Source organism: Actinomadura sp. CNU-125, assembly GCF_001942465.1.
Classification (GTDB): domain Bacteria; phylum Actinomycetota; class Actinomycetes; order Streptosporangiales; family Streptosporangiaceae; genus Spirillospora.
Map to the genome: position 1 here is coordinate 1 of NZ_MKJY01000064.1, position 19,841 is coordinate 19,841.

General features: G+C 70.5%; 19 protein-coding genes, 1 tRNA gene and 1 pseudogene. 17 read left to right on the top strand and 4 right to left on the bottom strand.

Going from position 1 to position 19,841, the window contains the following annotated elements; translation table 11 throughout:
• Positions 1 to 52 precede the first annotated feature (52 nt).
• Entirely contained in the window at positions 53 to 1,153 is a 1,101-nt protein-coding gene (locus BJF79_RS09020; RefSeq protein WP_158079129.1) for an amidase, read from the top strand.
• A gap of 7 nt (positions 1,154 to 1,160) precedes the next feature.
• Here BJF79_RS09020 and BJF79_RS09025 read toward each other — a convergent pair whose 3' ends face one another.
• Positions 1,161 to 1,658 (bottom strand): MarR family winged helix-turn-helix transcriptional regulator, encoded by a 498-nt coding sequence (locus BJF79_RS09025; RefSeq protein ID WP_075896210.1) that lies wholly within the window; start codon positions 1,656 to 1,658, stop codon positions 1,161 to 1,163.
• Positions 1,659 to 1,816: 158 nt separating this feature from the next.
• Positions 1,817 to 2,365, bottom strand: a complete 549-nt coding sequence (locus BJF79_RS55245) for a patatin-like phospholipase family protein (RefSeq protein WP_158079130.1) — start codon at positions 2,363 to 2,365, stop codon at positions 1,817 to 1,819.
• A gap of 378 nt (positions 2,366 to 2,743) precedes the next feature.
• Between BJF79_RS55245 and BJF79_RS09035 the strand changes: the two genes are divergently transcribed.
• Positions 2,744 to 3,529, top strand: a complete 786-nt coding sequence (locus BJF79_RS09035; RefSeq protein ID WP_075896212.1) for a trans-aconitate 2-methyltransferase — start codon at positions 2,744 to 2,746, stop codon at positions 3,527 to 3,529.
• A gap of 181 nt (positions 3,530 to 3,710) precedes the next feature.
• Here BJF79_RS09035 and BJF79_RS09040 read toward each other — a convergent pair whose 3' ends face one another.
• Together BJF79_RS09040 and BJF79_RS09045 are read right to left on the bottom strand one after the other, a co-directional pair.
• On the bottom strand, positions 3,711 to 4,430 hold the full coding sequence (locus tag BJF79_RS09040; RefSeq protein WP_075896214.1) for a TetR/AcrR family transcriptional regulator: 720 nt from the start codon (positions 4,428 to 4,430) through the stop codon (positions 3,711 to 3,713).
• A gap of 53 nt (positions 4,431 to 4,483) precedes the next feature.
• Positions 4,484 to 5,437 carry an acyl-CoA desaturase gene (locus BJF79_RS09045; RefSeq protein ID WP_075896216.1) on the bottom strand — a complete coding sequence of 318 codons (954 nt, stop codon included), beginning with the start codon at positions 5,435 to 5,437 and terminating at the stop codon, positions 4,484 to 4,486.
• Positions 5,438 to 5,598: 161 nt separating this feature from the next.
• On the opposite strand from BJF79_RS09045, the pseudogene BJF79_RS59060 reads away from it, so the two are divergent.
• From BJF79_RS59060 to BJF79_RS09115, 15 genes and pseudogenes are all read left to right on the top strand, one after another.
• A pseudogene (locus BJF79_RS59060) lies at positions 5,599 to 6,015 on the top strand (ADP-ribosylglycohydrolase family protein); the annotation flags it as partial.
• Between the two features lie 139 nt (positions 6,016 to 6,154).
• Positions 6,155 to 6,496, top strand: coding sequence for an ADP-ribosylglycohydrolase family protein (locus tag BJF79_RS59065; RefSeq protein ID WP_316043307.1), 342 nt, complete (start codon positions 6,155 to 6,157; stop codon positions 6,494 to 6,496).
• Between the two features lie 183 nt (positions 6,497 to 6,679).
• On the top strand, positions 6,680 to 7,354 hold the full coding sequence (locus tag BJF79_RS09055) for a hypothetical protein (protein WP_075896218.1): 675 nt from the start codon (positions 6,680 to 6,682) through the stop codon (positions 7,352 to 7,354).
• A 237-nt stretch (positions 7,355 to 7,591) separates the two neighbouring features.
• A tRNA-Gln gene (locus BJF79_RS09060) sits at positions 7,592 to 7,664 on the top strand.
• Between the two features lie 157 nt (positions 7,665 to 7,821).
• Positions 7,822 to 9,255: a bifunctional UDP-N-acetylglucosamine diphosphorylase/glucosamine-1-phosphate N-acetyltransferase GlmU gene (gene glmU / locus BJF79_RS09065; RefSeq protein WP_075896220.1), complete on the top strand. Its 1,434-nt coding sequence runs from the start codon at positions 7,822 to 7,824 to the stop codon at positions 9,253 to 9,255.
• A gap of 147 nt (positions 9,256 to 9,402) precedes the next feature.
• Complete coding sequence (locus BJF79_RS09070) at positions 9,403 to 10,383, top strand: ribose-phosphate diphosphokinase (protein ID WP_075896222.1); 981 nt, start codon at positions 9,403 to 9,405, stop codon at positions 10,381 to 10,383.
• A gap of 300 nt (positions 10,384 to 10,683) precedes the next feature.
• Entirely contained in the window at positions 10,684 to 11,313 is a 630-nt protein-coding gene (locus BJF79_RS09075; protein ID WP_075896224.1) for a 50S ribosomal protein L25/general stress protein Ctc, read from the top strand.
• 154 nt (positions 11,314 to 11,467) lie between these two features.
• Entirely contained in the window at positions 11,468 to 12,046 is a 579-nt protein-coding gene (gene pth, locus BJF79_RS09080) for an aminoacyl-tRNA hydrolase (protein WP_075896234.1), read from the top strand.
• A 135-nt stretch (positions 12,047 to 12,181) separates the two neighbouring features.
• Positions 12,182 to 13,657, top strand: a complete 1,476-nt coding sequence (locus BJF79_RS09085) for a sugar transferase (protein WP_075896226.1) — start codon at positions 12,182 to 12,184, stop codon at positions 13,655 to 13,657.
• Positions 13,658 to 13,772: 115 nt separating this feature from the next.
• Complete coding sequence (locus tag BJF79_RS09090; protein WP_075896228.1) at positions 13,773 to 14,726, top strand: inositol monophosphatase family protein; 954 nt, start codon at positions 13,773 to 13,775, stop codon at positions 14,724 to 14,726.
• A 95-nt stretch (positions 14,727 to 14,821) separates the two neighbouring features.
• A complete protein-coding gene (cysD, locus tag BJF79_RS09095; RefSeq protein ID WP_075896230.1) occupies positions 14,822 to 15,739 on the top strand; it encodes a sulfate adenylyltransferase subunit CysD in 918 nt (305 codons plus the stop codon).
• Between the two features lie 44 nt (positions 15,740 to 15,783).
• A complete protein-coding gene (locus tag BJF79_RS09100) occupies positions 15,784 to 17,046 on the top strand; it encodes a sulfate adenylyltransferase subunit 1 (RefSeq protein ID WP_075896236.1) in 1,263 nt (420 codons plus the stop codon).
• A 96-nt stretch (positions 17,047 to 17,142) separates the two neighbouring features.
• Positions 17,143 to 18,039, top strand: a complete 897-nt coding sequence (locus BJF79_RS09105; protein WP_075896232.1) for a glycosyltransferase family 2 protein — start codon at positions 17,143 to 17,145, stop codon at positions 18,037 to 18,039.
• A 139-nt stretch (positions 18,040 to 18,178) separates the two neighbouring features.
• Positions 18,179 to 19,126: a sulfotransferase gene (locus tag BJF79_RS09110; RefSeq protein ID WP_262401747.1), complete on the top strand. Its 948-nt coding sequence runs from the start codon at positions 18,179 to 18,181 to the stop codon at positions 19,124 to 19,126.
• A gap of 46 nt (positions 19,127 to 19,172) precedes the next feature.
• Positions 19,173 to 19,841 (top strand): hypothetical protein (locus tag BJF79_RS09115; RefSeq protein WP_262401748.1); only part of this gene is annotated, 669 nt, incomplete at its 3' end.

A 19,841-nucleotide genomic window follows, 5' to 3' on the forward strand; every position in this document is an offset into this window, starting at 1 on the left:
ATGCTGGCCGAAGACGTCGGATAGCTGCGATCATCCCCTGATGGCGACATGGATGATCCGAACGGACGAGCCCGGTGACGGCCCACGGCTGGCCGTCAAGGACGCCATCGACGTCGCGGGGCTGCCTACCACCGCGGGCAGCGCCGCCGTCGCGGCCCTGGCACGGCCCGCCGACCGCGACGCCGCCGTCGTGGCCGCCGCCCGCGCCGCGGGCGCCCGCATCGTCGGCAAGACCAACCTCACCGAGTTCTGCCTCGGCGTCGACGGCCTCAACCCGTGGTCCGGCACCCCCGTCAACCCGCTCGACCCCGGCCGGATCCCCGGCGGCTCCTCCAGCGGCTCGGCCGTCGCCGTCGCCACCGGCGAAGCCGACGTCGCGTTCGGCACCGACACCGGCGGCTCCGTCCGCGTCCCCGCCGCCTGCTGCGGCATCACCGCCCTCAAGACCACCTACGGCCGCGTCCCCCTCGACGGCGTCCACCCCCTCTCCCCGTCCCTCGACACCGTCGGCCCGATGGGACGCGACGTCGCCGCCGTCGTCCTCGGCATGCGGCTGATCGAACCCGGCTTCGCGCCCGTCCCGTACGAACCCGGCGGCTCCCTCGCCCGGATCCGCGCGATGGGCGTCCGCCCCGAGATCGACGCCGCCGTCGACGACGCCCTCCGCCGCGTCGCGCCCCTCACCGACGTGAAGACCGAGTACTTCCAGGACGCCGCCATGGCCAACGGGGTGATCGTCGGCGCGGAGGCGTGGCGGCAGAACGCCCGCCACCTCGACACCCCCGACCTCGTCGGCGACCGGACGAAACACCGCCTGCACCTGCTCAAGGCCATCTCCACCGGACGCCTCGACTGGGCCGCCGAGACCCGGCGGCTGCTGCGCGCCGAACTCGACGCGATCCTCAGGCGGCACGCGGCGATCGCGCTGCCCGTCCTGTCGACCGTCGCGCCCGAACCCGACGAGGACAACGAGGCCGACCTCGTCCTCACCACCCTCACCGGGCAGATCAACGTCGCCGGACTGCCCGCCCTCGCGCTGCCGGTCCCGCTGCCCGGCTCGCACCTGCCCGCGTCCGTCCAGCTCATCGGCCCCGCGGGCGGCGAGGAACGGCTCTGCGGCCTCGCCGCCGCCATCGAGGACGCCCTGCGTTAGGCCCGCGCTAGTCGCGGGCGGTGTCGAACGGGACCAGCAGCGTCCGCAGCAGCCCCGCCAGCGCCTCGTGCTGCGCCGGGGTCAGCCCCGCGAGGATCGCCTCCTCGCGGGCCAGCAGATCGGCGAACGCGGCGTCCACCCGGGTCAGCCCCGCCTCGGTGAGCCGCACCTGGACGCCGCGCTTGTCCTGCGGGTCCGGATGCCGCTCCACCAGCCCCGCCGCCGCCAGCCGGTCGATCCGGTTGGTCATCGTGCCCGACGTCACGAGCGTCGCGCGCAGCAGCCGTCCCGGGCTCAGCTGGTACGGGGCGCCCGCGCGGCGCAGCGCCGTCAGCACGTCGAACTCCCACGACTCCAGGTCGTGCGCCACGAACACGGCCCGCCGCGCCCGGTCGAGGTGACGGGCCAGCCGCGACACGCGGCTGAGGACCTGCAGCGGCCGCACGTCCAGGTCCGGACGCTCGGTCCGCCACGCCTCGACCAACCGGTCGACCTCATCCTCCATGCCGCAAGCCTACCTGTCTTGATGTCGAGATACCCGGGGGGAAGGGCTGAAGGGACCTTAGCCTCCGGCCCTCCCGCCGGACAGGTCAGGTTGTGCGCGGGTAGTGGCATTGCCGGGCAATCGGGCAGTGTGCGGTGTCGCGAGGCTGGTGGGAGGGGTCATCCTCGGGTGAGGGGGGCGATCCGGGCGGCGACTTCCCGAGACTGGCGTCGGCCCGCTTGGAAGCAGTCGCTCCAGCGGTCCATGTCGCCGAGGTCGTCGCCGAACGCCCGCAGAGCCTCCGCGTCCGGGGCCGTGCGCACGTCCGCGCCGACGGCCGGGGCGCCCAGGCTCATCGGCTCGGCCAGGACGACCGTGCCCGCCCCCTCGGCCAGTGCGACGTTCGAGCCGCCGCCGAACGCGCCGTCCATGAACCTCCGTCCCCCGATCTCCACCGGCCGCGCGTACCCCGGCGCCGCGCTGCTCGCGGCGACGGCCGCGGTCAGCGGCGTCCCGTCCGATCCATCCCACACGATCGGCTCCCCGGACGCGACGTCCACGCCCGTGACGAGCAGCCGCCCCGGCGGCCACTCGTCCGTCCCCACGAGGGCACCCATCCGCTTCCGATGCGCCTCGCCGTCCTGGGCCTCCGCGTCCAGCGCGATGCGCCCCACCCGGCGGCGGGCCTCGCCCGGTTCGAGGCCCGGGTCCTGGAGCACCTCGAACACCCGCCGCATCGTCGAGGCGAGCCCGCTCCCGTCCGTCCCGGGCCCGGGGCGGGGGGACGGGGCGCGACCTCGGCAAACGCGTCCAGGTCGCGGCCGGAGGCGATCACGGCACCGGCGATGGCGCCCGCGGAGGTGCCGACGATGACGTCGGCGGCGGCGAGGTCGACGCCGCCGCGGCGCAGGCCCGCGGCGAGCCCGAGGAGCCACGCGGTGCCCAGCGGGCCGCCGGGGCCGAGCACGAGCGCCCAGGCGGGGGACGTTCCGTTCGTCTCGTTCATGCCGCCGACCGTAGGCGCGAGCGGGGAGAGCGGGCATCCGTCATGTGACCGGAACCATGATTCTTGACATCAAGATATGGGCGGGGCATCATGTGTCTTGATGTCGAGACAGGCCGAGGCCGTATGGGACCCCGCACAGTACGGGGTCTACGGAGACGAACGCTTCCGGCCGTTCCGCGAACTCGTGGAACGGCTCGGCGACGTCGCGCCACGGCACGTCACCGACCTCGGATGCGGGAGCGGGGAGCCGGCCGCGACACTGGCGGGCCGCTGGCCCGACGCCGTCGTGGAGGCCCTCGACTCTTCGCCCGAAATGATCGACGCCGCCCGAGCCCGTGAAATCCCCGGACGCCTCACCTTCCGCGTCCAGGACCTCCGCACCTGGGACGGCCACGACACCGACCTCATCGTGTCCAACGCCGTCCTGCAGTGGGTCCCCGAACACCTCGGACTACTGCCCCGCTGGACCACGGCGCTCACCCCCGGCGGACGGCTCGCCTTCCAGGTCCCCGGCAACTTCGCCGCCCCCAGCCACGCCATCCTCCGCGAACTGTGCCGCTCCGAACGATGGGCCGGACGCCTCGGCCACATCGTCCGCGACGCGCCCGTCCTCAGCGCCGAAGGCTACCTCGACCTCCTCGCCGCACACGGCTGCGACGTCGACGCCTGGGAAACCACCTACATGCAGACCCTCACCGGAGACGACCCCGTCCTCGAATGGGTCAAAGGCACCGCACTGCGGCCCGTCCTCACCGCACTCGACCCACCCGACGCCGACGCGTTCGTCGCCCAATACCGCGAACGCCTCCGCGACGCCTACCCCGCCCGCCCCCACGGCACCGTCTACCCGTTCCGGAGGATCTTCGTGATCGCCCGACGCACCTAGACCACGGCGCCGCCCGTCCGACCGGGGACAGCGAATCGTTCCCCTGCGGTGTGCAGCACCCGGACGGCGGGCGGCGACGGGCGACCGACACGGTCGCAGCACAGCCCCGGCGTCGCAACCCGACGTCGGCGACCCCAACCGGCGGCCGCCCGGACAACTCCGGACGCCGCCGGTGCACATCTCAACCCGGCTGCTCCGCGCCATCGTCCTTACGGACCTTGCGCCGCTCCCGCGCCGCCGCCTTCTCCTCCTTCGCCGCGATCTTCTCCGCCCGCTTCTCCGCCCGCTCCATCTCCTTGCGGCGACGACGCGGATCCAGCGATGGACGCGGCTCCAGCCCCGACAACCCGTTCCACGCCAGATTCACTATGTGCGCGGCGACGTCCTCCCGGTGCGGCTTACGGACGTCCAGCCACCACTGGCCCGTCACCGCCACCATCCCCACCAGGCTCTGCGCGTACAGCGGCGCGAACTTGTCGTCGTACCCGTGCCGGTCGAACTCCCGGGCCAGGATGTACTCGACCTCCCCCGCGATCTCGCTCAGCAGGCTCGCGTAACTCCCCGTCCCCGTGCCGCCGTGCGAATCCCGGACCAGAATCCGGAACCCGTCCGGATTCTCCTCGATGTACTCCAGCAGCCCCAACGCCGCCTTCTCCAGCTTGCCCCGGTAATGCCGCGCCGACGTCAACGCCTCCGTCACCAGCCGCAGCAGACCCTCGAACTCCCGGTCCACCACGACCGCGTACAAGCCCTCCTTACCGCCGAAGTGCTCGTACACCACCGGCTTGGAGACGCCCGCGGCGGACGCGATCTCCTCCACCGACGTGCCGTCCAGGCCGCGCTCGGCGAACAACGTCCGGCCGATCGTCAACAACTGCTCCCGGCGTTCCTTGCCGGTCATCCGCTTTCTGCGGGGTCTTGGAGCGGGTTCTGTCACAGGACCAATTGTGACGCTCAAGCGGGCTGCTTCGTGCGCCGCGCCGCGAGCCGCTCCTCGTCCGGCCACCGCACCCCGTACGCCCAGCCCGCCTTCTCGAATCCCTGAATGATCCGGGCACTGATGTCTACCTGCCCCTTCAACACCCCGTGCCGCGCGCACGTCGGGTCCGAATGGTGCAGGTTGTGCCACGACTCGCCCAGCGACGGGATCGCCAGCCACCACACGTTCCGCGACTTGTCACGGACCGTGAAATCCTCGTTGCCGAACGTGTGACAGATCGAGTTGATCGACCACGTCACATGATGAACCAGAGTGAGCCGGACGAACCCCGCCCAGAACAGCGCCGTCAGGAACCCCGCCCACGACATAGTGATCAGCCCCCCGAGCACCGCCGGCAGCAGGAACGTCACCGCCACCATCGCCGGGAACAGCCGATGGATCCGGGTCAGATCCCGGTCGTCCAGCAGATCCTTGGCGAACCGCGGCTTCGACGTCTGGTCACCGTCGAACAGCCACCCGTAGTGCGCCCACACCAGCCCCTTCGTCAGAGCCTTCCAGCCCTTGCCGAACCGCCACGGCGAATGCGGATCCAGCTCCTTGTCCGAGTGCTTGTGATGGCGCCGATGGTCGGCCACCCACGTGATCACCGGCCCCTGCATGGCCATGCTCCCGGCCAGCGCCAGGAAAATCTTCAGCGGACGCTTCGCCTTGAACGAACCGTGCGTGAAGTACCGGTGATACCCCACGGTGATCCCGCCCGCGGTCAGCACGTAGAACACCGCGGCGAGCACGACGTCCGTCCAGCCGAGAAAACTGCCCCACGCCAGCGGGACCGCCGCGAACAGCGCGAGGAACGGCACGCCGGTGAACACGGCGACCAGCAGCCGCTCACCGTTCCCCTGCTGGTCGGGCGCTAGTTCGGGGCGCCGCTGCGGGCGCGGAGGGTCCACCGTCGGGGCCGTTGTCATGGCGTCACCACTTCCTGCAACTCGGGAGGCCTTACCTACGCCAACGTAACCTACGGAACCGTAGGTACGACAGCACCGGTCGGTAAAATCAGTGGGAACGTGTCCCTCGGGTCACAGAACTCTCATGCCGCTCGACCGCGCCCCCGGCGGAAGGACTCGAAATGGCCCTCACCCTGGACGAACGCTCGACGCGCGCCAAAGGTTCGCTCGACGGCCTCTCCGTCGGCGACGCCTTCGGCGACCAGTTCTTCCTCCTCGCGAACCGGGACGTCTCCGCGGAGACCGGCGTGCCCCCCGCCCCCTGGAACTGGTCGGACGACACGGAGATGGCGTGCTCCATAACCGACGCCCTAAACCAATCCGGGCAAATCAACCAAGACGACCTCGCCCACGCATTCGCCGAACACATGACCATCGAACGCCGCTACGGCGCCGGCGCCTTCGAACTCCTCCACCGCATCCGGCAGGGCGACCACTGGCACCAGGCGTCCCGCGAACTCTTCGACGGCAAAGGCTCCTTCGGCAACGGCGCCGCCATGCGCGTCGCCCCCCTCGGCGCCTACTTCGCCGACGACCCCGACCGCGCCGCCGAACAAGCCGTCCTGTCCGCCGAAGTCACCCACGCCCACCCCGAGGCATCGCGGGCGCCGTCGCGATCGCCGTCGCCGCCGCCACGCGCGCTCCCGTCCCGGCGCCCCCATCGCCCCCCGCGACCTGATCGAAGCCGCACTCGACCGGACGACGACGGGCGAGTACGTCCGCCGCGGCCTGCAACGCGCCCTCCGCCTCCTCGCGAAGACCCCGCAGGAAGCGGCCCACGAACTCGGCAACGGCAACCGGATCACCGCACAGGACACCGTCCCGTTCGCCCTCTGGGCCGCCGCCACCCGCCTCGACGACTACGAGTCCGCCGTCCGCGCCTGCGCCGTCGTCGGCGGCGACATGGACACCACCGCCGCCATGGTCGGCGGCATAATCGCCGCCCACCGAGGCCCCGAAGCCATCCCGGCTTCATGGCTCGAAGCCCGCGAACCCCTCCCGGCGTGGCTGTCGTTTTGAGTAAGGGCAAAACGACGCCAGAGGGTCAATAACGGTAAGTAATTATCCTGTAACGGAACGTTAAAATCGATGGTAAAGTCGGTTCCATGGGTGGACCGATGCCGGACGAGATCCGGAACAAGCTCAAGCCGAGGCATCGAACTCCGCAAGCAGGGGAGGACCTACAAGGAGATCGCAGGTTCCTTGGGGATCGCCATAAGCACCTGCTCACTGTGGTTAAGGGATGTGCCCGCGCCGCCGCGGCCCGGGTACTCACAGGAGCGCGTCGCCGCAGCGTGGAAGGCGCGCTGGGAACCCATCCTCTCCGCCCGTGAAGGCGAGCGGAAAGAAGTCAAGCTGGGGGCCTGTGAGGAGATGGACGGCCTCAGTGAGCGCGAGGTCCTCTTGGCCGGTGCGCTCGTGTACTGGTGCGAAGGGACGAAAGACAAGAGCTACAGGCGTTTGGAGCGTGTCTCGTTCATCAACAGCGACCCGGCGCTGATCATCCTCTTCCTGCGCTTCCTTAAGGTGGCTGGGGTGGCGGATGGCAGTCCCCAGTTCCGGGTGCACATCCACGAAACGGCCGACGTGGGCGAAGCCACGGGGTACTGGGCCGACTTGGTCGGCGTGCCCGCAGAGCTGTTCAAGAGGCCAGTGATCAAGCGACACAACCCGAAGACCAACCGGAAGAACCTCGTCGACGCCTACCGCGGGTGTCTGCAAATCGTGGTCCCGAAGAGTGCCGATCTGTACAGGCGTATCGAGGGCTGGGCCTATGGTGCGATGCTCGGGCGGGAAGGGGGTCGTGCGCGCTTGATCGCCCGCTCGGACGCCGCGATCGCCAACCTCGCGCGGCCGAACGGCGGCTTGGCCGAGTAAGTGGTCCCACGGCCTGTGCATGAGTTCGGCGCTCTGTTCTGACCGGAGCGTCTCGCAGTCTTCGGGCCAGTCAGGGGATGTTGGGCCCGACCCTGGTCCGGTTCCAACCGGAGCCGGACCAGGGATCCTGCGGGCATGGCTGTGCCGCTCGCGCTATCGAGGTGGGCTCGAAGCGTAGGTGTCGGTATCGTTGGGGGCACTGGCGGCAGGCCGGTGTCCGATCTGTCGCTTTTACGGTCCGCCGTGGCGTAATTGGCAACGCAGCTGGTTTTGGTCCAGAAGAGTCTAGGTTCGAGTCCTAGCGGCGGAACTGTCCGGTTTGTCTGGTGGGTTGCCGGGTGGTGGGCGGGGGATGACGCCTGCGTGTCGGGCGGTATCCTTCGGGTGTCGGGCCGACGCGGCCTGTGGCGCGTGTCGTTGCAGGTGGGCCCGTACGTCAACCGTCCGCGACGCCAGGGAGCCTCCTTGTGAGCGCGAGCCGCCCGGCCGCCGTCATCGTTCTCGCCGCAGGCGAGGGCACCCGGATGAAGTCCCGCACCTCGAAGGTGCTTCACGAACTCTGCGGTCGCAGCATGCTCGGGCATGTGCTGGCCGCCGCGCGGGGCCTGGAGCCCGAACGGCTCGTCGTGGTCGTCGGGCATCGCAGGGAGCAGGTCGTCGCGCACCTGGACGAGCACGTGCCGGAGGCGCGTGCGGTCGTGCAGGCCGAGCAGAACGGGACGGGGCACGCCGTCCGGATGGCGCTAGAGGAGATCGGCGCCATGGACGGGACGGTCGTCGTCACGAACGGCGATCATCCGCTGCTGCGTGCCGAGACCCTCGCGGAGCTGGTGCGGACGCACGAGGGCGAGGGCAACGCGGTCACCGTGCTGACGACCGAGATGCCGGACGCGACCGGGTACGGGCGGATGATCCGGGCCGGTGACGGGAGCGTCGAGGCGATCGTCGAGCACAAGGACGCGTCCGAGGCGCAGCGTGCCGTCAGTGAGATCAACGTCGGGATGTACGCGTTCGACGGGTCGTTGCTGGGGGACGCGCTGAAGCGGGTGACGACCGACAACGCGGGCGGTGAGGAGTACCTCACCGACGTGGTCGCGATCCTGCGGGGCGACGGGCATCGGGCGGGCGCGCATCTGGTCGCCGACTGGGTGGAGACGCAGGGCGTGAACGATCGGGTGCAGCTCGCGCAGGCGCGGCGGCAGTTGAACGATCGTGTTCTGGAGGCTCACATGCGGGCCGGGGTGACGATCGTCGATCCGGCGTCCACGTGGATCGATGTGCAGGTGACGGCGGAGCCGGACGCGGAGGTGCTGCCGGGCACGCAGTTGCACGGGGCGACGCATCTCGGGGCCGGGGCGCGGGTCGGGCCGGGGTGCACGCTGACGGACACGCGCGTCGGTGCCGACGCGGTGGTGGCGAACTCGGTGTGCCTGGGCGCGGAGGTCGGTCCGGAGACGACGGTGGGTCCGTACGCGTACTTGCGGCCGGGGACGAGGCTGGCGCGCGGGGCGAAGGTGGGGACGTACGTCGAGACGAAGAACGCGGACGTCGGTGAGGGTGCGAAGGTGCCGCATCTGACGTACGTGGGCGATGCGGAGATCGGCGCGGGTTCGAACATCGGGGCGAGTTCGGTGTTCGTGAATTATGACGGCGTCGACAAGCATCGCAGTGTGATCGGTTCGCATGTGCGGGTCGGCAGCGACAACATGATCGTCGCGCCGGTGACGGTCGGGGACGGTGCCTACACGGCGGCCGGTTCCGTGATCGTGCAGGATGTGCCGCCGGGTGCGATGGCGGTGGCGCGGGCGCGGCAGCGCAACGTGGAGGGCTGGGTGGAGCGTCGGCGGGCCGGGACGGCTTCGGCGGACGCGGCGCGCCGGGCTCGGGACGAGGCCGAGTAGGACCGCCCTTCGGGGTGTAAGGCTGGGCGGACAGCGGCGTCCCCCGCGAACAACAGACGACCCGTGCGTGCGGACTCTTGCGCGCGCGGGGAGTGGGGACAACAACCCACGTGAAGCACAGTTCCATTGAGGGGGAGTCGTTCTAAGGTGAGTGGGATCAAAGCGAGTGGTCAGAAGAAGCTGATGCTCTTCTCCGGCCGAGCCCACCCGGACCTGGCAAAGGAAGTTGCCGACCACCTTCACGTCGAGTTGACGCCGACGTCCGCGTACGACTTCGCGAACGGTGAGACGTTCGTGCGGTTCCTGGAGTCGGTGCGCGGTTCCGATGCTTTCGTGATCCAGAGCCACACCGCTCCCATCAATCAGTGGATCATGGAGCAGATCATCATGGTGGACGCGTTGAAGCGCGCGTCGGCCAAGCGGATCACGGTGGTGGCGCCGTTCTTCGGGTATGCGCGGCAGGACAAGAAGCACCGGGGTCGGGAGCCGATCTCGGCTCGGCTGATGGCGGACCTGTTCACGACGGCGGGTGCGGATCGGGTGATCACGGTGGATCTGCACACGGCGCAGATCCAGGGGTTCTTCGACTGTCCGGTGGATCATCTGTTCGCGCTGGATCTGCTGGCGCGGCACTTCGAGAGCCGGCTGGATCTGTCGAAGGTGACGGTGGTGGCGCCGGACGCGGGCCGGGTGCGGGTGACGGAGCGGTGGAGCGATCGGCTGGGCGGTGTCCCGATGGCGATCATTCACAAGAAGCGCGACCCGGACGTGGCTAACGAGGTCAAGGTCTTCGACGTCGTGGGCGAGGTCAAGGGCCGGACGTGCGTCGTGGTGGACGACATGATCGACACGGGCGGGACGATCGTCAAGGCGGCGGACGCGCTGTTCGAGAACGGTGCGACGCGGGTGGTCGTGGCGGCGACGCACGGCGTGCTGTCGGGTCCGGCGGTGGATCGGCTGAAGAACTCGCGGATCTCGGAGGTGGTGTTGACGAACACGCTGCCGATTCCGGAGGACAAGCAGTTCGACAAGCTGACGGTGCTGTCGATCGCGCCGCTGGTGGCCCGGGCGATCAACGAGGTGTTCAGTGACGGTTCGGTGACGAGCCTGTTCGGTGGGCACAGCTGACGTTCGGCTGAGCGTTTCCGGGCGTGCCCGGCCCGCCGTCGGCGGTGCCGGGCTTGTCCGTTTCTGGCGTGCGCGTGTCCCCCGGATGGATCGCGCGTTACACGGATCGGCTAGACTGGCTCAATCCCGCGTATGCCCTTGGGTCGTTCAGTGTGGTGCAGGTACGGTCCCGTGCTCCCCGGGGGAACGCAAAGAATCTTCGAGGCGCCTGACGCATCGAGCATCGCCTGATTCGCTTTTGTCCGTAGCGGACGTCCGGTGGCGGACGGCCGTGGATCGCAACAACAAGGAGTTTTCGCCGTGTCCGAGGTACGCATTGCCGCCGAACCGCGCACCGAGTTCGGTAAGGGTGCCGCGCGGCGCACCCGCCGGGCCGGCAAGGTGCCCGCCGTCCTCTACGGTCACGGCACCGACCCGACGCACATTTCGCTGCCGGGTCATGAGCTGATGATGGCGCTGAAGACGCCGAACGCGCTGCTGGCCATCGAGGGTCTGGACGGCGGGAAGCAGCTGGCGCTGCCGAAGGACGTGCAGCGGGACCCGATCAAGGGGTTCCTGGAGCACGTCGACCTGCTGATCGTGAAGCGGGGCGAGAAGGTCGTCGTCGATCTGCCGGTGCACGTGGTCGGCGACGTCATCGCGGGCGGTGTCGTGACGCAGCAGGTCGTGGAGGTGCAGGTCGAGGTCGACGCGACGCGCATTCCGGAGTCGGTGGAGCTGGACGTCACCGGGCTGGCGATCGACACGCAGGTGCTGGCGAAGGACCTGAAGCTGCCGTCGGGGACGACGCTGGCCGCCGACGAGGACATCCTGGTCGTGCAGATCACGGACGCGTCGGCGTCGGCGGGCGAGACGCCGGAGGAGACCGAGGCGGCCGCGGGCGAGGGCGAGGGCCCGGCGACGAACGTGGTGGCGTCCGAGAGCGAGTGAGGTCGTCCCGGGTGCGGCCCGGGTGACCGTTTCCGGCCTTTGGTGGCCGTGGTGAGCCTTGTGACGGCCCTCGCCGGTGTGCGCACCGGTGGGGGCCGTCGCTTTTCGTCGGGGCGTTCGGTGCGGGTGTTCGGGTGAGGGAGTGAGCGCGGGCATGTGGCTGGTGGTGGGTCTGGGCAATCCGGGGCCGAAGTATGCGGGTAACCGGCACAACGCGGGGTTCATGGTGCTGGACGTCTTGGCGGGGAGGGTCGGGGGGACGTTCAAGGCGCATCGGTCGAAGTTGTTCGGGGCGCGGTCGGACGTGCTGGAGGGGCGGCTCGGCGGTGAGCGGGTGGTGTTGGCGAAGCCGCGGTCGTTCATGAACGAGTCGGGCGGGCCGGTGAAGTCGCTGCGGGATTTCTACAAGGTGCCGCTGGAGCGGGTTGTGGTGGTCCATGACGAGCTGGACATCCCGTTCGGGGCGGTGCGGTTGAAGAAGGGCGGCGGTGACAACGGTCACAACGGGCTGCGGTCGGTGACGCGGTCGTTGGGGGATCGGGAGTATCTGCGGGTGCGGTTCGGTGTGGGGCGGCCGCCGGGGCGGATGGACGCGGCGGCGTTCGTGCTGAAGGATTTCTCGCCGGTCGAGCGGCGGGACCTGGGCGTCGAGGCGGAGCGGGCGGCGGACGCGGTGGAGGCGTTGCTGGGGGAGGGCCTGGCCGCGGCGCAGAACACCTATCATTCGGGTTGATCTAGGTGGGTAAACGCGGGGTACGGCGTTCTCACTGGGAGTTTCAAGGATCAGGTGAACCCTGGTGGTCCCTCAGGCGTCCCTGAGGTGGATCGATCTTTTCGGGGCGCGCGTTACAAGGGTTGGTGAGGGCTTATGGCCGTTGTGGACAAGATTCCGGCCGAGTCGTCGACCCGACAGGAGGGGCGTTACCCACCGTCACAGGACTGGAGCGTGCGGTACCGGACGGTGGCGGGGTTCCTGGATTTCTTCAGCATGCTGGCGGCGGGCGTGATCGCGTTCCTGTTGCGGTTCCCGGGGGTGCCGAAGGAGTGGCAGACGCCGTACATGGTGTTGACGGTGGTGTTGCCGCTGGTGTGGGTGCCGGTGCTGATGTTGTGCCGGGCGTACCAGCCGCGCTACATCGGGTTGGGGTACGAGGAGTTCCACCGGGTTCTGCGGGCGGGGTTCATCTTCACGGCGGGGATCGCGATCATCGCGTACGCGTCGAAGACGGAGGTGGCGCGCGGGTACGTGGTGATGGCGATGCCGTTGGGGACGTTCCTGGCGGTGGTGGCGCGGTACAGGCTGCGCAAGTGGCTGCATCGGAAGCGGTGGCACGGCCAGTACATGCGGCGGGTGGTGGCGGTGGGTCATCGCACGTCGGTGGAGGATCTGATCCGGCTGCTGAAGCAGAAGCGGTATCACGGGATGGACATCGCGGCGGTGTGCCTGCCGCCGGCGCTGGTGACGGGCGACGACGCGGTGGCCGAGGTGGAGGGCGTCCCGGTGCTGGGCGACTTCGGGCAGACGGCGGCGGTCGCGGACCGGGTCGGGGCGGATTCGGTGGCGGTGCTGGCGTGCCCGGAGCTGGACGGCACGGCGCTGCGGCGGCTCGCGTGGCAGATCGAGCGCAACGACGTGGAGCTGGTGGTGGCGCCGGCGCTGATGGACGTCGCGGGGCCGCGGATCTCGATCCGTCCGGTGTCGGGGCTGCCGCTGCTGCATGTGGAGCATCCGGAGCTGGACGGCGGCCGGAAGGTGCTGAAGGGGCTGTTCGACCGGACGTCGGCGCTGGGCGGGCTGCTGGCGTTGAGCCCGCTGCTGCTGGTGGTCGCGGTGCTGATCAAGGTGACGAGTACGGGCCCGGTGATGTTCCGGCAGGTTCGGGTGGGGCGCGGCGGCCGGGAGTTCACGGTGCTGAAGTTCCGGACGATGGTGCAGGACGCGGAGGCCCGCAAGGCGGAGCTGCTGCAGAGCAACGAGGGCGACGGCGTCCTGTTCAAGATGCGGGCGGACCCGCGGGTGACCCGGGTGGGGCGGTGGCTGCGCCGGTACTCGCTGGACGAGCTGCCGCAGTTGATCAACGTGGTGCGGGGCGAGATGTCGCTGGTGGGGCCGCGTCCGCCGCTGCCTGAGGAGGTCGCGCAGTACGGCGGGGACGTGTACCGGCGGCTGGTGGTGAAGCCGGGGCTGACGGGGCTGTGGCAGGTGAGCGGGCGTTCGGACCTGACGTGGGACGAGTCGGTCCGGCTGGACCTGCGGTATGTGGACAACTGGACGCTGGCGCTGGACCTGCAGATCATCTGGAAGACGTGGTCGGCGGTCTTCCGGGGTTCGGGCGCGTACTAGGGCGCCGACCTGGGCGGGGCGCCGCGTCCGGTGGCGGCCCCGGCCGTCCGGGCGGTGGCGCGGGCGTGAGATTGTAGACCGGGCAGACCAGTCGAGTCGGGAATGTGGTCGAAGGATGACGGATCAAGCGGCGGCGGACGATCACGCGCTGGCGGCGGAGCTGGCCGCGGCGGCGGGGCGCCTGCTGCTGGGCGTGCGGGACGAGATGGGGTTCGCCGACGGGCGGGCCTTGAAGGACACGGGCGATCTGCGGTCGCACGAGTACCTGATGGGGGCTCTGGCGGAGCGCTGTCCCGGTGACGCGATCCTGTCCGAAGAGGGCCGTTCGTCGGTCGCGGGCAAGCGCGCGCGGGGCGCGGAACGCGCGCCGACGGCGAACACGGCCGACGCGGAGCGGCTGACGGCCGACCGGGTGTGGATCGTGGACCCGCTCGACGGCACCCGTGAGTTCTCCGAGGAGGGCCGCCGCGACTGGGCGGTGCACGTGGCGTTGTGGGTGCGGGACGGTTCCGGGGCGGGGCGGCTCGCGGCGGGCGCGGTGGCGCTGCCCGCGCAGGGCGTGACGCTCCGCACGGACGCGACGGGCGGTGCGCTGCTCGTCCGGGAGGAGCCGAACGCGCCGGACGCGATCACGGGCGGCGCGGGTTCGATCGTGGACCGGCGCGGCCTGCCGCGCGAGGGGCCGCTGCACGTTCCCGCGCCGGACGCGGGGAAGCTGCGGATCGCGGTGAGCCGGACGCGCCCGCCGGAGTTCGTGCGGCGTCTCGCGGACGTGATCGAGCCGGACGTGGAGCTGGTGCCGATCGGGTCGGCGGGCGCGAAGATCTCCGCGGTGCTGCTCGGCGAGGTCGACGCCTACGTGCACGCGGGCGGCCAGTTCGAGTGGGATTCGGCGGCTCCGGCGGCGGTGGCGCTGGCCGCGGGCGCGCACGCGTCCCGCGTCGACGGGGCGGCTCTCGCGTACAACCGTGAGGACCCCAGGTTGCCGGATATCCTGGTGTGTCATCCCGTGTCGGCGTCGACGCTGCTGACCGGCATCCGGGACGTGGGCGACGCGCTGCCGGGGTGATCCCCCTTCGCGGTCGTCGTTCGGGCCGGTGGACGGGTGCGCCCGTCGCGTGCCACCGGCAGTACCTGCCAGTTCGTGGAGAGAAGCCCCAGATCATGCAGCGTGGCGATTATCTGCTGTCCCAGTTGGACGTCCTAGAGTCGGAATCGATTCACATCTTCCGGGAGGTGGCGGCCGAGTTCGAGAAGCCGGTGCTGCTGTTCTCGGGCGGCAAGGACAGCATCGTGATGCTGCGCCTGGCCGAGAAGGCGTTCCGGCCTGCGCCGATCCCCTTCCCGGTGATGCACGTCGACACCGGGCACAACTTCCCCGAGGTGATCGAGTTCCGTGACCGGCGGGTGGCCGAGACGGGCATCCGGCTCGTGGTCGCGTCGGTGCAGGAGTCGATCGACAAGGGCCGGGTCGTGGAGGAGAAGGGGCGCCGCGCGTCCCGGAACCGGCTGCAGACGGTGACGCTGCTGGACGCGATCGAGGAGCACGGGTTCGACGCGGCGTTCGGCGGTGCCCGGCGCGACGAGGAGAAGGCCCGCGCCAAGGAGCGGGTGGTGTCGTTCCGCGACGAGTTCGGCCAGTGGGACCCGAAGAACCAGCGTCCGGAGCTGTGGAACCTGTTCAACACGCGGATCACGCGCGGTGAGCACGTGCGGGTGTTCCCCCTGTCGAACTGGACCGAGCTCGACATCTGGGACTACGTCCGGCGCGAGGGCCTGGAGCTCCCGTCGATCTACTTCGCGCACACCCGTCAGGTGTTCGAGCGGGACGGGCTGCTGCTGGACGCGCAGACGGGGTTCGCGAACCGGGGCGACGACGAGCCGGCGTTCGAGGCGACCGTCCGGTACCGGACGGTCGGCGACGCGTCCTGCACGGGCGCGGTGAAGTCGGTGGCGGAGGGCCTCGACGAGGTGATCGAGGAGATCGCGGCGACGCGGATCACCGAGCGGGGGCAGACCCGCGCCGACGACCGGACGAGCGAGGCGGCCATGGAAGACCGCAAGAAGGAGGGCTACTTCTAATGGCCACCGAGACGCCGGAGCAGGCCCAGGCGGCGGGGAAGCCGATGGACATCCTGCGGTTCGCGACGGCCGGGAGCGTCGACGACGGCAAGTCGACGCTGATCGGGCGGCTGCTGTTCGACTCCAAGTCGATCTTCGAGGACCAGCTGGAGTCGGTCGAGAAGACGAGCGCGGACCGCGGCGAGGAGTACACGAACCTGGCGCTGCTGACCGACGGCCTGCGGGCCGAGCGGGAGCAGGGCATCACGATCGACGTGGCGTACCGGTACTTCGCGACGCCGCGCCGCAAGTTCATCATCGCCGACACCCCCGGGCACATCCAGTACACGCGGAACATGGTGACGGGCGCGTCGACGTCCGACCTGGCGATCATCCTGGTGGACGCCCGCAAGGGGATCCTGGAGCAGTCGCGGCGGCACGCGTTCCTCGCGACGCTGCTGCAGGTGCCGCACCTGGTGGTGGCGGTCAACAAGATGGACCTGGTCGACTACGACCGGGCCACCTATGAGCGGATCGTGGACGAGTTCACCGCGTTCGCCTCCAAGCTGGACGTCACCGACCTGACGTTCGTGCCCATCTCGGCGCTGCACGGCGACAACGTCGTGGAGCGCAGCGTGAACATGCCCTGGTACGAGGGTTCGTCGCTGCTCCACACGCTGGAGCACGTGCACATCGCGTCCGACCGCAACCTGATCGACGTGCGGTTCCCGGTGCAGTACGTGATCCGCCCGCACGCCTCGACCGACCCGGAGCTGCACGACTACCGGGGTTACGCGGGGCAGGTCGCGGGCGGCGTCCTCAAGCCCGGCGACGAGGTGGTGCACCTGCCGTCCGGGCTGACCACGACGATCACGCAGATCGACGGGCCGTCCGGGCCGGTCGAGGAGGCGTACGCGCCGATGTCGGTGACGCTGCGGCTGGCCGACGACATCGACATCTCCCGCGGCGACATGATCGCCCGGCCGAACAACCGGCCGGAGGTCGCGCAGGACATCGACGCGATGGTCTGCTGGATGACGCCGGACCGCACCCTCTCGGCGCGGTCCCGGCTGGTCGTCAAGCACACCACCCGCACCGCGAAGGCCATGGTCAAGGACCTGCACTACCGGCTGGACGTCAACACGCTGCACCGCGACGACCAGGCGGACGCGCTCGCGCTGAACGAGATCGGCCGGATCAGCCTGCGGGTGACGCAGCCGCTGTTCGTGGACGACTACAACCGCAACCGGCTGACCGGCGGGTTCATCCTCGTCGACGAGGCCACGAACAACACCGTCGGCGCCGGAATGATCATCGGTTCCCGCTGACCCGTACGGCCCGCGCCGCCGCCGCACGCCGCCCCGCCCGGGCGGCGCGCGGCGGCGCGCCGGTTCCCCCACAACTCAACCTGAGGCAGGTCGTCGATGCCCCCATCCGTCGGAGTGGTGCTTCCCACCCACAACCGGCCGGAGCTGCTGCGCCGCGCGCTGGAGTCGGTGCTCGCGCAGGACTACGACGGGGAGTTGCGCGCCGTCGTCGTGTTCGACCGCGCCGAACCGGACGAAAGCCTCGTGTCCGACCGCGTCGAGGTGATCGTCAACACGCGGGAGCCGGGCCTGGCGGGCGCCCGCAACAGCGGCATCCTGCACCTGGGCACCGACCTCGTCGCGTTCTGCGACGACGACGACCAGTGGCTGCCGGGCAAGCTCGCCGCGCAGGTCGCCGCGCTCGACGCGGAACCGGACGCGGTGCTGTGCAGCTCCGGCATCCTCGTCGACTTCGACGGCAGGGAGCTGCCGCGGCTCGCCGGGACCGACCGCGTCACCTACGACGCCCTCATCCGGGACCGGATGATGAGCGTGCACTCGTCCACGTACGTGGCGCGGCGCGGGCCGCTCGTCGAGATCGGCATGGTGGACGAGTCGATCCCCGGCAGCCAGGGCGAGGACTGGGACCTGGCGTTGCGGGCCGCGCGCCGCTCCCCGGTCGTGAACGTCGACGTGCCGTACGTCCGGGTGCTGTGGGGGCTGACGTCGTACTACGCGCAGGCGTGGGAGACGAAGGTCGCGGCGCTGGAGTGGTTCCTGGACCGGTACCCGGAGATCGGCGAGGTTCCGGGGGCGGCCGGACGGGTGTACGGGCAGCTCGCGTTCGGGTGCGCGACCGTGGGGCGGCGCAAGGACGCGTTGCGCTGGTCGGCGCGCGCGCTGAAGGCGAACCCGGCGGAGCGGCGGATCCCGTTCGCGCTCGCCGTGGCGTCCGGCGCGGTGTCGGGCGAGCGGGTGCTGCTGGCGCTGCACGCGCGCGGCAGGGGCATCTAGCGGGACCGGGTCCGGCCGGTCGCGGCGCGCACGGCCTGCGCGATTCGCGCCCGGGCACGTCCGGGCGAACTGTACGGTGATGGGCACGTCGCGAGCATTTCCAGCGACATCTCAGGGTTTTCGGTGAGGTGGAATGGCAGTGGACGCCCCGGTTCGGGTGCTGTTCATCGGGGCCCTCGGGCGCAGCGGGACCACGCTGATCGAACGTCTCCTCGGTGAGCTTCCGGGGACCGCGTCGCTCGGCGAGGTCGTGCACCTGTGGGAGCGCGGCGTCGGCGCGGGCGAGAAGTGCGGGTGCGGCGTTCCGTTCCCGGAATGCCCCTTCTGGGGGAAGGTCGGCGAGCTGGCCTTCGGCGGCTGGGACGCCTTCGACCTGGCGGAGTTCCGCCGGGTGAAGGACCCCGTGGACCGCACCCGGCACATCCCGGCGCTGTCGCGCGGAGAGGTCCCGGAGGAGCTGCGCGAGCCGCTCGCCGCGTACGTCCGCTACTACGAGCGGCTGTACGACGCCGTCCGGCGGGTCAGCGGCGCGCGGCTGCTGATCGACTCCAGCAAGCACGCCTCGCTGGCGTTCTGCCTGCGGTCGGCCGCCGCCGACGGACGGCTCGACCTGCGGGTCGCGCACGTCCTGCGCGACAGCCGGGGCGTGGCGCAGTCGTGGTCCAAGGAGATCCGCCGCCCGGAGGCGACCGAGGCGAGCCCCGAGCAGTACATGGCGCGCTGGGCGCCGCACAAGGTCGCGATGCACTGGAACGCCGCCAACGGGGCGTTCGCGCTGCTGGGGCGCCGCGGCGTGCCGGTGCGGACGGTCCGCTACGAGGAGTTCCTCGCCGACCCGCGCGGCACGCTGCGCGGCATCGCCGAGTTCGCCGGGCTGCCGGTGAGCGACGGCGACCTGGCGTTCCTCGAAGACGACCACGCGACGCTGTCGGCGAACCACACCGCGTCGGGCAACCCGATGCGTTTCACGACGGGACGGGTCGAGCTGCGCCGCGACGACGCGTGGCGCGAGAAGATGCCGCCGGCGCGGCGCCGTGCCGTCACCGCCCTGACCCTGCCGCTGCTGCGGCACTACGGCTATGTCTGACCGATCGTCCAGTCCATCCCCCCGAGCCGCCGCGAGGAGCCGTTCCGTGCGCGTACGTCCGCCCGCAGGCCGCCGCCTGTCCCTCGTCCTGCCCGCGGCCGCCGCGGCCGCCGCGGCGGCGCTGCTGGCGCCGCCCGCCGCCGCCCACGCCGACACCGACATGACCCTGGTGGTCGACTCGGTGGCGGAAGCGGGCTACTACGTGGATTCCGGTGCCAAGTACTTCCAGTCGGACGGCGCGCTCGACCTGCTGCGCGACAACAAGGCGCTGCACTCCCCGGTGTTCGTCGCCGTGCTGCCGGACGGCGAGTCGCCCGACACCGTGCTGAACGGGCTCGTCCAGGGCGTGGGGCGCAAGGGCACCTACGCCGTCATCAGCGGGCAGACGCTGCGGATCAAGTCGACGGCGCTGCCGCAGTCGCAGGTGAAGAACGCCTACGACAAGGCCGTCTCGGCGAACGGGTCGCGCCCCGACAAGGCGCTGATCAGCTTCGTGAAGCTGCTTCCGGCGGCGGCCGACCTGCCGCCGCAGAACGAGAAGAAGAAGATCGAGGAGAAGGCCGCGCAGCCGCCGCTCGCCGAGACGAAGGTGGGCGAGGACAAGGCGCAGGCCAGCGAGCACGCCGAGGCCGTGCAGCAGCGGGCGGCGCAGGAGGCGACGAAGGACGACGGCGGCTTCCCGGTGCTGCCCGTCGCGGGCGGCGGCGTGGTGCTG

Bases quoted from the DNA above. Each gene is read 5' to 3' on its own strand.
- BJF79_RS09025 (WP_075896210.1), bottom strand. From the start codon at position 1,658: ATGGAGGATGAGGTCGACCGGTTGGTCGAGGCGTGGCGGACCGAGCGT.
- BJF79_RS09020 (WP_158079129.1), top strand. From the start codon at position 53: ATGATCCGAACGGACGAGCCCGGTGACGGCCCACGGCTGGCCGTCAAG.
- BJF79_RS09085 (WP_075896226.1), top strand. From the start codon at position 12,182: ATGGCCGTTGTGGACAAGATTCCGGCCGAGTCGTCGACCCGACAGGAG.
- BJF79_RS09035 (WP_075896212.1), top strand. From the start codon at position 2,744: ATGTCGAGACAGGCCGAGGCCGTATGGGACCCCGCACAGTACGGGGTC.
- BJF79_RS09090 (WP_075896228.1), top strand. From the start codon at position 13,773: ATGACGGATCAAGCGGCGGCGGACGATCACGCGCTGGCGGCGGAGCTG.
- BJF79_RS09045 (WP_075896216.1), bottom strand. From the start codon at position 5,437: ATGACAACGGCCCCGACGGTGGACCCTCCGCGCCCGCAGCGGCGCCCC.
- BJF79_RS09040 (WP_075896214.1), bottom strand. From the start codon at position 4,430: ATGACCGGCAAGGAACGCCGGGAGCAGTTGTTGACGATCGGCCGGACG.
- BJF79_RS09100 (WP_075896236.1), top strand. From the start codon at position 15,784: ATGGACATCCTGCGGTTCGCGACGGCCGGGAGCGTCGACGACGGCAAG.
- cysD (WP_075896230.1), top strand. From the start codon at position 14,822: ATGCAGCGTGGCGATTATCTGCTGTCCCAGTTGGACGTCCTAGAGTCG.
- BJF79_RS09105 (WP_075896232.1), top strand. From the start codon at position 17,143: ATGCCCCCATCCGTCGGAGTGGTGCTTCCCACCCACAACCGGCCGGAG.
- pth (WP_075896234.1), top strand. From the start codon at position 11,468: ATGTGGCTGGTGGTGGGTCTGGGCAATCCGGGGCCGAAGTATGCGGGT.